Below are 15193 nucleotides of genomic sequence, written 5' to 3' on the forward strand. Positions count from 1 at the left end.
CCTGTGCGTTCCCGGACGGTCGCCTGGACGGAACGAGGAGGCCCGCGGCACGGCGTCGGCGAGGGCGCCGCGCCGGCCGCGCCCCACCGGCCTAGCATGACTGCCATGGACGCCACTCCCCCCGGTCCCCCGGTCCCCTCCCCCGCACCGCCCGCGACGCCGTTCGCGCCGCGCCGCTCGCACGTGTGGGCGTGGAGCCTGTGGGACGCCGGCTCCGCCGCCTTCAACGCCGTGATGACCACGTTCGTGTTCACGGTCTACCTCACGAGCGATCCCTTCGGCGGGGAGGACCACGCCTCGGAGGTGCTCGGCTACGGGATCGGTGCCGCCGGCGTCGTCGTGGCCCTGCTGGCCCCGGTGGTGGGGCAGCGCAGCGACGGGGCGGGCCGGCGCAAGCTGTGGCTCGGGATCAACACGATGCTGACGGCGCTGCTCACCGCCCTGTGCTTCCTGGTCCTCCCCCAGCAGCCGTACCTCTACCTCGGGGTGGGCCTGCTGGCGCTGGCCAACGTCTTCGACGAGTTCGCCGTGGTCAACTACAACGCGATGCTGCCGGGGATCGCGGGCCGCGAGCACATCGGCCGGGTGAGCGGCCAGGGCTGGGCGATGGGCTACTTCGGCGGGATCGTGGCCCTCGCGATCGTGCTGTTCGGCTTCATCACCCCCGGCCTGCTCGGCCTGCCGGAGGAGGACGCCCTCAACGTGCGGGCCGTGGCCCTGTTCTCCGGACTGTGGATCGCCCTGTTCTCGATCCCCGTGCTGGTGGTGGTGCCCGAGATCCGCCCGGCCCGCCGCGGCCCGCGCCCGTCCGTGGCGCGCTCCTACCGCCAGCTGTGGGAGACCCTGCGGGGGCTCTACCGGGACACCCCGCAGACGCTGTGGTTCCTGCTCTCCTCGGCCGTGTTCCGGGACGGGCTCAACGCGGTGTTCACCTTCGGCGGCGTCATCGCGGCCGGGACCTTCGGCTTCACCCTGAGCGAGGTCATCGTCTTCGCGATCGTCGGCAACGTGGCCGCCGGAGTGGGGGCGCTGGTGGGCGGCCGGCTCGACGACCGGGTGGGGCCCAAGCGCGTCATCGTGGTGTCCCTCGTCGGCATCCTGCTGGCCGGGACCCCGCTGCTCTTCCTGGAGGGCACGGCCTCGTTCTGGGTCTGCGGACTGCTGCTGTGCCTGTTCGTGGGCCCCGCGCAGTCGGCCTCCCGCACGTTCCTCGGCCGGCTCACCCGGACCGGCGAGGAGGGCGCCCTGTTCGGCCTCTACGCCACCACGGGCCGGGCCGTGAGCTTCCTGGCGCCCACCCTGTTCGCGGTGTTCGTCTCCGTGCTCGGCGCCCAGCGCTGGGGGATCCTGGGGATCCTCCTGGTGATCGGCACCGGCCTGCTCCTGCTGCTGGGCGCGCGCGACCCGAAGACCGCGGCGGCGCCGGTCGCCGCCGCGCCGCCCGCGGGGCACGCCGGATAGCGGAGCACGCCGGACAGCGGAGCACGCCGGACAGCGGGGCACGCCGGACAGCGAGCCCTCGGACGCAGGTCCTCAGATCCGGGTGCGGGAGAACCCGAGGTGGCTGCGCGACGCCGTGGGACCGCGCTGCCCCTGGTACCGGTTGGCGTAGGCGCCGTGCCCGTACGGGTGCTCCGCGGGCGAGGAGAGCCGGAAGAAGCACAGCTGCCCCACCTTGGAGCCCGGCCACAGCTTGATGGGCAGCGTGGCCATGTTGGACAGCTCGAGCGTGACGTGGCCCGAGAAGCCCGGGTCGATGAACCCCGCGGTGGAGTGGGTCAGCAGCCCCAGGCGCCCCAGCGAGGACTTCCCCTCGAGGCGGGCGGCGATGTCGTCCGGGAGGGTCACCTTCTCGTAGGTGGAGCCCAGCACGAACTCCCCCGGGTGGAGCACGAAGGCCTCGTCCGGGTCGACCTCCACGAGGCGCGTGAGCCCGGGCTGCTCCACGGACGGGTCGATGTGCGCGTACTTGTGGTTGTCGAAGAGCCGGAACCAGCGGTCCAGCCGCACGTCGATGCTGGCGGGCTGGATCAGGGCGGGCTCGTAGGGTTCGAGGACGACCCGGCCGCCGTCGAGCTCCCGCCGGATGTCGCGGTCAGAGATCAGCACGGTCCCCAAGGTATCGCACGGCCGGCCGCCCGGACCGCGCCGCCCGACCGGACCCGCCGCCGCCGGTGGTGTAGAGTATGTGGTGTCCTCGTCCGGTGCACGCGCCGGACGGACCACGGATGCGCGGCTGTAGCTCAATGGTAGAGCGCACGCTTCCCAAGCCTGATACGCGGGTTCGATTCCCGTCAGCCGCTCTCGCACCGAACGCCCCGAGCCCCTCCGGCCGGGGCGTTCGTCGTCCCCGGGCACCGCGCGGTAGGATGTTCCCGCGCCCCGCTCCCCGGCCCGCCCCGGGGCGGCGAGCACCCGGACGACCACCTGGGTCCTGCGCCATCATCCGCACCCTGCTCACGAGGAGCTCTTCTCCCGTCATGCTGCGCACCATGTTCAAGGCCAAGATCCACCGTGCCGTCGTGACCCAGGCCGACCTGCACTACGTCGGCTCGGTCACCGTCGACCAGGACCTCCTCGACGCCGCCGACATCCTCCCCGGCGAGCTCGTCTCCATCGTGGACGTCACCAACGGCGCCCGGCTGGAGACCTACACGATCGCCGGCGAGCGCGGCTCGGGCGTCGTCGGGATCAACGGCGCCGCCGCCCACCTCGTGCACCCCGGGGACCTCGTCATCCTCATCAGCTACGCGCAGATGGACGACGCCGAGGCCCGCGCCCACGTGCCGTCGGTGGTCCACGTGGACGCGGACAACCGGATCGTCGACCTCGGCGCGGATCCCGCCGAGGCCCTGCTCGACGGCGTCGCCCGTCCCCCGCACTCCCGGCCCCTCGCCGACGCCCGCGCCGACCTGCCCGCCGCGTGAGCCGTCCCGGCCCCACCGCGGACGGGCCCACGGGGGAATAGCCCCGGCCATGGGATAGAACTGTAGGGGCCCGCGGACGCGGACCCGCAGCAGTTCGAGGGAGGGTCCCGTGGCCGGAGTGTTCTCGGGGTTCTTCATCGTCTGGGCGGTCATCCTGACCGGCTACGCCGTGGGCCGGCGCGGCGTGCTGGGGCCCCACGGGCAGCTGGTGCTGAGCAAGTTCGCGTTCTACGTGGCCAGCCCGCCGCTGCTGTTCCTGACCATCTCCGAGGCCGACATCGCCCGGATCCTCTCCGCCCCGCTGCTGGTGGCCGCGGTCTCGGCGGTGGCCACCACCCTCGTCTACGCCGCGATCGCCCGCTGGGTGCTGCGCCGCGACGCCGCGACCACCGTGATGGGCGCCCAGGCCGCCTCCCAGGTGAACTCCGCCAACCTCGGCATCCCCATCGCGGTCTTCGTGCTCGGGGACGCGACCATGGTGGTGCCCGTCATCCTGTTCCAGCTGGCGCTGAACACCCCCGTCTACCTGACGATCATGGACACCCTCACGGACGGGCGCCGGCCGAGCCCGGGCAGCGTCCTGGGCAACGTCGTGACCAACCCGATGATCGTGGGCTCCGGGCTGGGCATCCTCTTCGCCGTGACCGGCTGGCGGCTGCCGGAGGTGGTGCACGAGCCCGTGGAGCTGGTGGCCGGGGCCTCCATCCCGGCGATGCTGATGGCCTTCGGGATCTCCCTGGTGGGCGCCGCGCCGCTGCGGCGCGGCGGCACTCCCCGCCGCGACGTGCTCCTGGCCGGCGTGCTCAAGCTGGTCCTGCACCCGGCGCTGGCGTTCCTGTTCGCCCGCTTCGCCCTGGGCCTGGACGGGCACCTGCTCTACTCCGTGGTGGTGATGGCGGCCCTGCCCACCGCCCAGAACATCTACATCGCGGCCGTGCGCTACGGCCGGGCTGAGCAGCTGTGCCGGGACACGGTGCTGCTCACCACCGTGGTCGCGATGCTCACCATGGCCGGGGTGGCCCTGCTGCTCTCCTGAATTCTCGCGGGGCCGAGCCGTTCCCGGCCGCGCGGGACGCCCCGGACGGGCGGATCCGCCGGGACACGCCGGGACACGCCGGGGCACACTGATGCAAACGGTCAGGTTACTGGTCTGTGAGGTGGACCACTCATAGACTGAAGGCTCCGCGCAGGGGAAGTCGACCGGCAGCACCCGCCGCCGACCGTCCCGCCGACCGGGTCCCACAGGATCCCCTCGACGTCCCACGCGGACCGCCACATCGCCGAAGGGGAGGAACAGACCGTTGACCACCACCTCACACCCCCACAGGTCCCCCGGGAGGCGACGGCTCAGCGCTGCCGCCGCCCTGGGCGCCGTGGGCGCCCTCATCATGACGGGATGCGGTGACGCCGACGCCGGCGGCACCCCGACCCTGACCTGGTACATCAATCCGGACGCCGGAGGGCAGGCGGAACTGGCCAAGAAGTGTTCCGAGGAGTCGGGCGGCCGGTACAACATCGAGACCTCGCTGCTCCCGCGCGACGCCGCGTCCCAGCGCGAGCAGCTCGCCCGGCGCCTGGCGGCCGGGGACACCTCGATGGACATCATGAGCCTGGACCCGCCCTTCATCCCCGAGCTGGCCGAGCCGGGCTTCCTGGCCCCGGTGCCGGGGGACGTCGAGGAGGCCACCACTCAGGACGTCCTAGCGGGTCCGCTCGAGGGTGCGATGTGGAAGGACGAGCTGGTCTCGGTGCCGTTCTGGGCCAACACACAGCTGCTCTGGTACCGGGAGTCCGTGGCGGAGGCCGCCGGCCTGAACATGGACGAGCCGGTGACGTGGAAGCAGATCATGGACGCCGCCCGGGAGCAGGACAAGTACCTGGGGGTGCAGGGCACGTCGGCCGAGTCGATGACGGTGTGGGTCAACGGTCTGATCAAGTCCGCCGGTGGCGACATCATCGAGAACCCCGAGGCCCCGGCCGACGAGATCGTGGTCGGCATGGACTCCGAGGCCGGCCGCCAGGCGGCGGAGATCGTCGGCACCATCGGCCGGGACGGGCTCGGCGGGCCCGGCCTGCCCACCTCGGACGAGAACTCCACGATGGCCCAGTTCCAGTCCGACGACGGGTCCTTCATGGTCAACTGGCCCTTCATCTACGCCGCCACCGCCGCGGCCGTGGAGGGCGGGACGGTGGAGCAGTCCATGTTCGAGGACATCGGTTGGGCCCTGTGGCCGCGGGTGAACCCGGACGAGCCCTCCGCTCCCCCGCTGGGCGGGATCAACCTGGGCGTGGGCTCCACCTCGGAGCACCAGGAGCTGGCGTGGGAGGCGGTGGAGTGCGTCGTCCAGCCCGAGAACCAGGCGTACTACTTCGTGAGCAACGGCAACCCGGCGGCGTCCGAGGCCGCCTACGAGGACCCGGAGGTCCGGGAGGCCTTCCCGATGTACGAGACCATCCGGGAGTCCCTGGACCAGGCGGCGCCGCGTCCGCAGACCCCCTACTACAACGAGGTCTCCACCGCCATCCAGCAGGAGTGGACGCCGCCGTCGTCCGTGAACGAGAACACGCCCCGTGAAACCGCCGAGTTCATCGAGGCCGTCCTGAAGGGAGACCAGCTGCTATGAGCACCGTCGTCAACCCCAACGCTCCCGGCACCGGTCCCCGGGAGGCCGCACCCGCGCCCGTGACAGGACGCCGCAGCGCCAAGCCGCTCATGTCGGACCGCGCCCGGTCGGAGCGCAAGCTCGGCTGGATGCTCGCGGGGCCGGCGTTCATCGTGATGCTCCTGGTCACCATGTACCCGATCCTGCAGGCGCTGTGGGACTCGTTCTTCTCCTTCCGGCTCACCGACCCGGGGAACAAGGAGTTCGTCCTCCTCGGCAACTACGCCACGGTCCTCTCCGACATCGTGTTCTGGCGGGACCTGGGCGTGACCGTGCTCATCACGGTCGTCACGGTCGTCGTCGAGCTCGTCCTCGGCTTCGCGCTGGCCCTCGTGATGAACAACGCGATCCGCAACACCCGCGGGCTGCTGCGCACCGCGATCCTGGTGCCCTACGGCATCATCACCGTGGTCTCGGCCTTCGCCTGGTTCTACGCGTTCGACATCACGACCGGCTACATCAACAACTGGTTCTCCTGGGTGCCGGGCATCGGCCCGGACTTCAACTGGTTCGCCAACACCTGGTCGGCCCTGTTCGTGATCATGGCCTCCGAGATCTGGAAGACCACGCCGTTCATCTCGCTGCTGCTGCTCTCGGGCCTGGCGCAGGTGCCGAGCGAGTACACCGAGGCCGCCCGGGTGGACGGCGCCAGCTGGTGGCAGCGGATGTCCCGGGTGATCCTGCCCAACATGAAGGCCGCGATCATGGTGGCGGTCGTGTTCCGCGCCCTGGACGCGTTCCGCATCTTCGACAACATCTTCATCATGACCCAGGGCCAGTACGGCACGGAGACGCTGTCCCTGCTGGCCTACCGCACGTCCATCGGCCGTCTGGAGATCGGGCTCGGCTCCGCGATCTCCGTGATCCTGTTCGTCTGCGTGCTGCTGATCGCCTTCATCGCCATCAAGGTGTTCAAGGTCGACCTCGCCGGCGCCGGGAAGGGAAGGTAACCGCCCATGTCCACCAAGCACAAGGTCGGCTGGGCCGTCGTCTCGGTCCTGGTCCTGATCTACGCCCTGTTCCCCGTCCTCTCGATCCTCATGACGTCCTTCAAGACGCCCGCGGACCTGACGTCCGGGAAGTTCCTGCCCACGCAGTGGGTCGGGGAGAACTACGCCGCGATCTTCGTGGGCTCGGCCCGTGATCTGTTCGTGCCCTCGCTGATCAACTCGATCGGCATCTGCCTGATCGCCACGGCCATCGCCGTGGTGCTCGCCACGCTGTGCGCCTACGCGATCGCCCGCCTGGACTTCCCGGGCAAGAAGATGATCCTCACGGTCGCGCTGGCGGTGTCCATGTTCCCGGTCGTCTCGATCGTGACCCCGCTGTTCAACCTGTGGCGCCAGATCGGGCTCTACGACACCTGGCCCGGCCTGATCATCCCCTACCTCTCGCTGACCCTGCCGATCTCGATCTGGACGCTGACGGCGTTCTTCCAGCAGATCCCCTGGGACCTCGAGCGGGCAGCCCAGGTGGACGGCGCCACCACGTGGCAGGCGTTCCGCAAGGTCATCGTGCCGCTGGCCCTGCCGGGCGTGTTCACCACCGCGATCATCGCGTTCTTCATCGCGTGGAACGACTTCGTCTACGGCATCGGCCTCACCTCCACGGAGGCGGCCCGGCCCGTCCCGGCCGCGCTGGCGTTCTTCACCGGCGCCTCGCAGTTCGAGGACCCGGCGGGCGCGATCTCCGCGGCGGCCATCGTCGTCACCATCCCGGTGGTGCTGCTGGTGCTGCTGTTCCAGCGCCAGATCGTCTCCGGCCTGACCCAGGGCGCGGTCAAGGGCTGAGCCCGCCCCGCCACCTCGCATCTTCCCGAACCGACCGAAGGACTGAGTCCCAGATGGCATCCATCACCCTCAACCATCTCGTCAAGAAGTACGGCGACGGCTTCCCGGCCGTCAACGACGTCTCCATCGACATCGCCGACGGCGAGTTCCTCATCCTCGTGGGGCCCTCCGGCTGCGGCAAGTCCACGCTGCTCCGGATGATCGTGGGCCTCGAGGACATCACCTCCGGGGACCTGCTGATCAACGGCGAGCGCGTCAACGAGAAGGAGCCGCGCGAGCGCAACCTCTCCATGGTGTTCCAGAACTACGCGCTCTATCCCCACCTGACCGTGTACGAGAACATCGCGTTCCCGCTGCGGCTGTCCAAGGGCAAGTTCTCCGACGAGGAGATCGACCGGAAGGTGCGCCACGCCTCGTCGACCCTGGACCTCGACGAGCACCTCGAGCGCAAGCCGGCCAACCTCTCGGGCGGTCAGCGCCAGCGCGTGGCGATGGGCCGGGCGATCGTGCGGGACGCCGACGCGTTCCTGTTCGACGAGCCCCTGTCCAACCTGGACGCGAAGCTGCGCGGCCAGATGCGCACCGAGATCGCCCAGCTCCAGCGGCGGATGGGCATCACCTCGGTCTACGTCACCCACGACCAGACCGAGGCCATGACCCTCGGCGACCGCGTGGCCGTGCTCAAGAAGGGCATCCTGCAGCAGATCGCCTCGCCCCGGGAGCTCTACGAGCAGCCGGCCAACCTGTTCGTGGCGGGGTTCATCGGCTCGCCGTCGATGAACTTCCTCCCGGCGCACGTGCGGGGCGACGTGTTCGACACCCCGCTGGGCGAGTTCCCCGTGCCGGACCAGGCCAAGGGAAAGCTGCCCACGGACGGGTCGATCGTGCTCCTGGGCCTGCGCCCGGAGCACTTCGAGGACGCCAAGTTCGTGGACGAGGCGAAGGTCTCCCGCGGCACGACCTTCGACGCCCAGTTCACCCACACGGAGTGGATGGGCAACGAGCAGTACGGCTACATCAACTACGAGCAGGACCCCGAGGTCAAGGCGAAGCTCGACGAGCTGGCGCAGGACCTGGACGGGGACGAGATGCACCCCCAGATCGTCGTGGAGCTGGACGCCACCTCCCGCATCCGGGGCGGGGCGCAGGGCCGGATCTGGATCGACACCCGACGGATGCACGTCTTCGACCCCGAGACCGGGGAGAACCTGACCCGGGACGCCGAGGCCGGGGCCGAGCTGACCCGCGAGGCCGTGGAGGAGCGCAAGGCCGAGATCGAGCGGGCCCGCCAGGAGCTGGCCACGGCCGGCTGAGCACGGACCGCCCCGCACGCAGGAGGAGCCCGCCGCCCGTTCTCCGGGGCGGCGGGCTCCCGCGCGTGCGGACCGCGGCCCCGCAGCCGGATCTGGGGGCCGGGCACGGGGGCACAGCAGCTGTTCAGGACCCAGCCGGTGCCCGGTGGTCGGCCCGCGTTCCGGGGCCGAGGAGCAGCCGCGGCCAGGCCGTTCGCTGATGCCCCGGGCCGTGCCGGCCCCGTGGCCGGCCCGTGCCCGGGGCTCAGCCGGTGCCCGGCAGGCCGATCGAGAACCAGCCCACCAGGGCCAGGCCGGCGAGCAGCCCCGCGGCGGAGGCGGCGGAGCGCAGCCGCGGGTGGCGGAGCCCCCACGGCACGAGCCGGGGCCAGCGGGCGGCGGCCTCCCGCGCCGTCGCGCGCTCGAGGTGGGTGCGGGGCGCGCCCAGCGACGCCGCGACGTCCTCGAGCGCGCGGGCGTCCCACACCGCGCCGTCGAGGCGGAGGACCCGGCGGCCCGAACGGCCCGCGGCCCACAGGTGGGGGCGGGCGGCCGGGCGCGCGGCGCCGGGCGCCCGGTGCAGGGCCCCGACCGTGACGACGTGCTCGACGTCGGACAGCGGCGTCGCGGCGAAGCCCACGGTGCGGGAGCGCAGGACGTGGCTGTCCGTGCGGACGACCAGCACGGGGCGCAGCCGGAGCCAGCACGCGGTGCCGGCCAGGAGCACGAGCGCGAGCACCACCACCGCGACGCCGGGGGCCGGCCGCCGTGCCCAGAGGAACAGCACGAGCACCGCGCCCAGCAGCAGCGGGCCGAGGCAGGAGAGCAGGCGCCGCCCGTAGGAGCCCAGCCGTGGGCGCAGCACGGCGCGGACGGGGCCGTACTTCTCGGGGACCTGCCGGACGGAGTCGGCCATGGGGAGTCAGCTCCAGAGGGGAACAGGGCCGGGCTGGGACCCGGGACGGGGAATGGATCGGAGAAGGGGTGCGGCACGTAGCGTACCCGCCCGGGGCGGGCCGCGCCTTCCGGAGGCCCCGGACGGCCCGGTGCACGCGCGGGCCGGGGGCCGATCGGTTAGCGTGATCGGATGGAGTCCAACGCCCGCGTGCTCAAGGCCCTCGGGGCCTGGCTGTTCCTCGTGCTGCTCGGGGTGGCGGCCGCCGCCGTCACCATCGCCCTGGTCAACAAGTACATGTACGGCCCGGAGACGGACGTGCGGGCGTACTTCGAGGACCTGCGGGACGGGGACGGCGGCGAGGCCCTGGGCCTGCTCAACGCCCGTGTCCCGGAGGCCAACGCGGCGATGCTCGACGGCGACCCGCTGGAGACCTCGGCCGAGGAGCTCGAGGACGTCGAGGTCTCCACCGTCTCGGACGACGGCGAGCGGGCCGTGGTGCGCGCGGACTACACCCTCGGCGGAGAGCAGCACAGCTCCGAGTTCTCCCTGCACCCCGTGGACACGCAGTGGGGCTTCTTCACCGTGTGGGCCTTCGACGAGACGCCGCTGCCCACGGTGACGGTCAGCCTGCCGGGGGCGACCTCGGTGGACGTGAACGGCATGTCCGTGGCCCTGCCGGATTCCTCCGGGGAGTTCGCCGCGTTCTTCCCGGGCGTCTACACGGCCTCCTACACGTCCGAGCTCGTGGCCGCGGAGCCGGAGAGCGTCGTGCTGACCGACCCGGGCCAGCAGGAGGAGATCGCCCTGGAGGCCCGGCCGACCGAGGCGCTCGAGCAGGAGGTGGACCGGCAGCTGAAGGAGCACCTCGACCGCTGCGCCGGGCAGAGCGCCCTCTTCCCGTCCGGCTGCCCGTTCTCCTTCGAGTTCGACGGCCGGGTCGCCGGGGACGTCGAGTGGACGATCGAGTCCTATCCGGACCCGGAGATCGTCGTGGGCTCGAAGGGCGGCGGGGGCTGGGCCCTGGAGCCAGCGCGGGGCACCGCGCGGATCGCCTTCGACTCCCTCGACCTGTTCACCGGGGACGTCGAACGGCTCGAGCGGACCGTGCCCTTCGAGGTCGCCGCCGACCTCGCCATCGACGACTCGACGGTGCGGGTCACCCCGCGCGGCTGAGCGCGGCGCGCGGAGGTGCCGTGCGGGCGGAGGTGCCGCGCGGGCGGCTCCTGGCCGGCCGCCCCTGCGCGACCGGCCCCGACAGGCCGTCCCCGCTCCGACAAGGCCGTCCCCGCTCCGCCGGCCCTGCGCGACCGGCCCCGACAGCCCGTCCCCCACTCCGTCGGCCCTGCGCCATCGATCCGGCCTCGGCCGGCACTGCTCCACCGGTCCTGCGCGGCCGGTCCCCGCTCCGCCGACGCCGCAGCACTGACACCGCTCAGTTGACCCCGCGCAGGTCCAGGACCAGCTCGGTCTCCCCCGCGGCGTCCAGCACGAAGGGGATGCCCCAGTCCTGCTGGTAGAGGTGGCACGCCGCGTGGTCCGGGATCTCCCCGCCCGGCTCGCCGTCGCACGCCGCGGCGCGCGCGGTGATGTGCAGGACGCCCTCGGTGACGCCCTCCGCCAGCACGAGCTGCCGGCGCAGGCCCTGCGCCGTGCCCGCGCCCTCGACGAGCGCGTCCTCGGGCGAGGACGAGATCTTGAGCTGGGTGGGATCGCCCCACCGGTCGTCGAGCTTCTGCCCGGACGGCGCCGCGAAGCGCACCTCGATCCCGAGCGCGCCCGGGGCGAGCTTCGTGCGCGCGCGCTGGGTCCGCGACGCTCCCTCGTCGATGCGCTGGGCGGCCGCCGGGATCGGCACGCGCACCAGGCGGTGGGCGTTGGCCTCGACGACGACGAGCAGCGGCTCCTTCCCCGAGACGTCCAGCAGCACGTCGGAGGGCTCGGCCAGGCCGCGGGCCAGGGTGGCCACCTGACCGCTCCGGGGGTCGTAGTGGCGCACGGCGCCGTTGTAGGTGTCCGCCACGGCCACCGACCCGTCGGGCAGCTGGGCCACGCCGAGGCAGTGCTGCAGGCGCGCCTGGCCGGCGTCGCCGTCGCGGAAGCCGAAGTCGAACAGCCCCTCACCCACGGCGGTCTCGACGGTGACGGCCCCGTCGTCGTCGAACCGGAGGACGCGCAGGGCCGATGTCTCCGAGTCCGCGACCCACACGTTGCCCGCGGAGTCCTCCGCGAGCCCCGAGGACTGCGCGAACCACGCCTCGGCGGAGGACCCGTCCTTGAGCCCCTCGTCCCCGGTGCCGGCGAGCACGGCGAGCCGCCCGGTCCGCGGGTCGAACGAGAACAGCTGGTGGGTCCCGGCCATCGCCACCACGAGCAGGTCGGCCCGGGCGGACCACACGACGTCCCACGGGGAGGAGAGCGCCACGTCCAGCGGATCGGCGCCGGGGTCGATGTGGTTCGGCTCCGCCCCGCGGGCGCGCTCCTCGTCCAGCAGCCGCTGCACCCCGTTGCCGGCCACCGTGCGCACCCGCCCGGTGGCGAGGTCCACACCGCGGAGCCGGTGGTTGACCGAGTCGGCCACGACCACGTCGTAGCCGGCCGCCGCGCGCACCTCCTCGGGCAGCAGCGTGAGCCCCTGGGGCTCGGTGAAGCGCGCGGTCCCCGGGTCCCCGTCCGCGTGGCCCTTCCCTGCGCCGATCACCCGCCGGACGGTCTCGAGGTCGTTGTCGAGCTGGACGAGACGGTGGTGGCCCGTGTCGGAGACGAGGAACGAGCCGTCCGGCAGCGGCAGCACCTTGCCCGGGAACCGGAGGTCGCCCTCGGGCGCGGGCCGCGGCACGTACGGCCCGTCGCCGCGGTGCAGGGTGCCCCGGGCCTCGTGCTCGGCCACGAGCTCCTCCACGAGGGAGACCAGCCCCTGGACGTGGCCCTCCCCCGAGAGGTGCGCCACGATGTAGCCCTCCGGGTCCACGACCACGAGCGTGGGCCACGCGCGGGCCGTGTACGCGTCCCACGTGGTCAGCTCGGGGTCGTCGAGCACGGGGTGGTGGACCTCGTAGCGGTCCACCGCGGCCGCGAGCGCGTCCGGGTCCGCCTCGTGCTCGAACTTCGGGGAGTGCACGCCCACCGTGACGAGGACGTCGGAGAAGCGCTCCTCGAGCGGGCGCAGCTCGTCGAGCACGTGCAGGCAGTTGATGCAGCAGAAGGACCAGAAGTCCAGGACCACGACCTTGCCGCGCAGCGCGGCCAGGTCGAGGTCCTTTCCCCCGGTGTTGAGCCAGGCACGGCCCTGCAGCTCGGAGGCGCGGACGCGGGAGGTGAGGCGCACGGGTGGGGATCCTTTCGGAACGGAACAGGACGGAACGGGGACGGGGCAGGACCGGGACGGGCGGGGCTGGACGGACGGGGCTCAGCGCCGGGCGTGGTCGTCCCGCTCCGCGAGCCCGGCCATCATCTCGTTGTAGGCCTTGAGCTCGGCGTCGTCCGTGCGGTCGGCCCTGCGGTCCGCACGGCGGTTCTCCTTCGTGCCCTCGATCGCCCACATGACCGCGACGACGACGGCGACGACGACGGTGGGGAACTCGCCGATCCCCCACATGAGGGCCCCGCCGAGCTGCTGGTCCTCGATCGCGGTGCGCCCCCAGTCCCGGCCGGTGTTGCCGAACCAGGAGGCCTGCAGCAGCGTGTCGGAGCCCATCAGGGCCACCCCCACGAAGGCGTGGTAGACCATCGTGGCCAGCAGCAGGACCAGCCGCATCATGTGGCCGGGGCGGTGCGGGATGGGGTCCGTGCCGATCAGCACGAGCATGAACAGGTACCCGGTGATCAGGAAGTGCACCACCATGAACACGTGCCCCACGTGGTAGTGCAGCGTGAAGTGGAACAGCGGGGTGAAGTAGAAGACCACGATGGAGCCGGCGAAGTTCACGGCGGCGAAGATCGGGTGGGTCACGACCTTGCCGAACCCGGAGTGCACGAGCCGCAGGATCCACTCGCGGGGCCCGCGGGTGCCGTCCGGGCGGGACTCCAGGGCCTTGAGCAGCAGGGTGACCGGCGAGCCCAGGACCAGGAAGATCGGCACCACCATGGTCAGGGTCATGTGCTCGACCATGTGCGCGGAGAACAGGACCCGGCCGTAGACGGCGAAGCCGCCCGAGGTGATGTAGAACAGCACCCCGAGCCCGGTGAGCCACGAGAGGGTGCGCAGCACGGACCACGAGTCCCGGCGCCGGCGCACGCGCACGAACGCCCACAGGTAGACGGCCGCGAGGAACACGCAGACCGCGAGCCACAGCCAGTCGATGCGCCACGTGGTGAACCAGGACGCCGCGGTGGGCTCGGGCGGCAGCTCGTACCAGGTGAGGATCAGCGCCGGGGAGGCGTCCGGGGCCAGTTCCTCGGGCACCGGCGGGGCCGTCCGGGACAGGGCCACCGCGACGCCCATGACGGCGCCCATCACCAGCAGCTCCCCCAGCACCAGCTGCCACACCGCGCGGCGGGCCGTGAGCCGGCCGGCCTCGAGCGCGGGGACCAGCCAGCGGCGGTGGGCGAGGCCGGCGAGGCCCAGCCCCAGCGTCAGGACGGCCTTGACGAGCACGAGCCCTCCGTAGCCGCTGAAGAGCTGGTCCCAGGAGCCGACGCGCACCGCGGCGTTGACCGTGCCCGAGAGCAGCACGAGGAGGAAGGCGCCGAGGGCCACCGCGGAGAACCGGCGCAGCACCACCGCGGCGATCGGCACGCGGCTCCGCGCCCCGGCCGGCGCGCGGCCCCGGGCGGCGCCCTCGGGCAGCGTGCCGGTGCCGGCGTCCGGGGCGCTCAGCTGCGGGGAGAGCCAGGCGAGCACCACGAGGCCTCCCGTCCACAGCCCCGCGCCCAGCAGGTGCAGGCCCAGGGAGTTGACGGCGCCCATGTGGTCGTTGCCGCCGGCGGAGTGCCCGTTGAGGGCCATCGCCACGAGGGCGGCGCAGGACAGGGCGAGAGTCAGCAGCAGCCCGAGCAGCGCCCGGACCCCGAAGACCAGGGTGGTCACGACGGCGGCGACCACGACGATCGCCGCCTGCGCCTGCCCCGTGGGGATGTCCGTGGCGTAGTGCAGCAGCTGCTGGGTGTAGGTCCCGTCCCCGCCCACGGGCACGCCCGCGACGTCGGAGTAGGACAGGACGAGCACGGCCACCGCGGCCACGGTCCAGACCACGGCCGCGGCCTCGGCGAGGCGCACGGTGGCGCCGAAGAGCGGGTGCTCCGGTGCCGGTGCCCGGTCCCGGCCGCCCCGGCGGCGCCCGTCCCGGGTGGGGGGCACGATCCCCACCGCGAACAGCAGGGCGCCCATGACCACCACGAGCGCGCTGTTGTGCACGAGCTCGGCGGCGGGCAGCCCCCAGCGGACCAGCGCCCCGGGGTCGGCCGCGAGCCGGGCCGCGCCGGACCCGGTCCACAGCATCGCCAGGACGAGCGCCGTGAGGGCCACGACGGGCACGGCCGCGAGCCACCAGGGGTCGATCCCCCGGCCGCCCGCCCGGGCGGCGGTGCCGTGGTCGGCGCGCTCGGCCGTCCTCGAACTCATGGTCAGTCTCCTTCATCCGCCCCACGACGACGGAGCGGCACCTCTCCATTGTCCCCCTCCGCG

At 72.6% G+C, this 15193-nt stretch carries 12 protein-coding genes and 1 tRNA gene; 9 read left to right on the plus strand and 4 right to left on the minus strand.

The window, feature by feature from the left end; translation table 11 throughout:
* Positions 1–105: 105 nt before the first annotated feature.
* Positions 106–1461 carry an MFS transporter gene (locus AVL61_RS07910; protein WP_058873817.1) on the plus strand — a complete coding sequence of 452 codons (1356 nt, stop codon included), beginning with the start codon at positions 106–108 and terminating at the stop codon, positions 1459–1461.
* A 72-nt stretch (positions 1462–1533) separates the two neighbouring features.
* Here AVL61_RS07910 and dcd read toward each other — a convergent pair whose 3' ends face one another.
* A complete protein-coding gene (gene dcd, locus AVL61_RS07915) occupies positions 1534–2109 on the minus strand; it encodes a dCTP deaminase (RefSeq protein ID WP_058873818.1) in 576 nt (191 codons plus the stop codon).
* A gap of 123 nt (positions 2110–2232) precedes the next feature.
* Between dcd and AVL61_RS07920 the strand changes: the two genes are divergently transcribed.
* The 7 genes from AVL61_RS07920 to AVL61_RS07950 all read left to right on the plus strand — a co-directional run bounded on the left by AVL61_RS07920 (position 2233) and on the right by AVL61_RS07950 (position 8693).
* Positions 2233–2303: transfer RNA gene (locus AVL61_RS07920), tRNA-Gly, on the plus strand.
* Between the two features lie 177 nt (positions 2304–2480).
* Complete coding sequence (gene panD, locus AVL61_RS07925) at positions 2481–2927, plus strand: aspartate 1-decarboxylase (RefSeq protein ID WP_058873819.1); 447 nt, start codon at positions 2481–2483, stop codon at positions 2925–2927.
* A 109-nt stretch (positions 2928–3036) separates the two neighbouring features.
* Entirely contained in the window at positions 3037–3963 is a 927-nt protein-coding gene (locus AVL61_RS07930; protein ID WP_058873820.1) for an AEC family transporter, read from the plus strand.
* 265 nt (positions 3964–4228) lie between these two features.
* Entirely contained in the window at positions 4229–5551 is a 1323-nt protein-coding gene (locus tag AVL61_RS07935) for an extracellular solute-binding protein (protein ID WP_058873821.1), read from the plus strand.
* The gene (locus tag AVL61_RS07940) at positions 5548–6540 is read left to right on the plus strand and encodes a carbohydrate ABC transporter permease (RefSeq protein WP_058873822.1); all 993 of its coding nucleotides are present in this window, start codon (positions 5548–5550) and stop codon (positions 6538–6540) included. Before AVL61_RS07935 ends, AVL61_RS07940 begins: the two co-directional genes overlap by 4 nt.
* Positions 6541–6546: 6 nt before the next feature.
* A complete protein-coding gene (locus AVL61_RS07945) occupies positions 6547–7380 on the plus strand; it encodes a carbohydrate ABC transporter permease (protein ID WP_058873823.1) in 834 nt (277 codons plus the stop codon).
* A gap of 53 nt (positions 7381–7433) precedes the next feature.
* Positions 7434–8693 carry an ABC transporter ATP-binding protein gene (locus AVL61_RS07950; RefSeq protein ID WP_058873824.1) on the plus strand — a complete coding sequence of 420 codons (1260 nt, stop codon included), beginning with the start codon at positions 7434–7436 and terminating at the stop codon, positions 8691–8693.
* Positions 8694–8937: 244 nt separating this feature from the next.
* Here the strand turns inward: AVL61_RS07950 and AVL61_RS07955 are convergent, their stop codons facing one another.
* Positions 8938–9588, minus strand: a complete 651-nt coding sequence (locus AVL61_RS07955) for a hypothetical protein (RefSeq protein WP_058873825.1) — start codon at positions 9586–9588, stop codon at positions 8938–8940.
* Positions 9589–9759: 171 nt separating this feature from the next.
* Here AVL61_RS07955 and AVL61_RS07960 point away from each other — a divergent pair, with 171 nt between their 5' ends.
* Positions 9760–10743, plus strand: a complete 984-nt coding sequence (locus tag AVL61_RS07960; RefSeq protein ID WP_058873826.1) for a zinc ribbon domain-containing protein — start codon at positions 9760–9762, stop codon at positions 10741–10743.
* A gap of 259 nt (positions 10744–11002) precedes the next feature.
* Here the strand turns inward: AVL61_RS07960 and AVL61_RS07965 are convergent, their stop codons facing one another.
* Positions 11003–12895 (minus strand): NHL domain-containing thioredoxin family protein, encoded by a 1893-nt coding sequence (locus AVL61_RS07965; protein WP_058873827.1) that lies wholly within the window; start codon positions 12893–12895, stop codon positions 11003–11005.
* Positions 12896–12976: 81 nt separating this feature from the next.
* Positions 12977–15130, minus strand: coding sequence for a bifunctional copper resistance protein CopD/cytochrome c oxidase assembly protein (locus tag AVL61_RS07970; RefSeq protein WP_058873828.1), 2154 nt, complete (start codon positions 15128–15130; stop codon positions 12977–12979).
* Positions 15131–15193 lie beyond the last annotated feature (63 nt).

This window comes from Kocuria rosea subsp. polaris (assembly GCF_001483755.1).
Classification (GTDB): domain Bacteria; phylum Actinomycetota; class Actinomycetes; order Actinomycetales; family Micrococcaceae; genus Kocuria; species Kocuria cellulosilytica.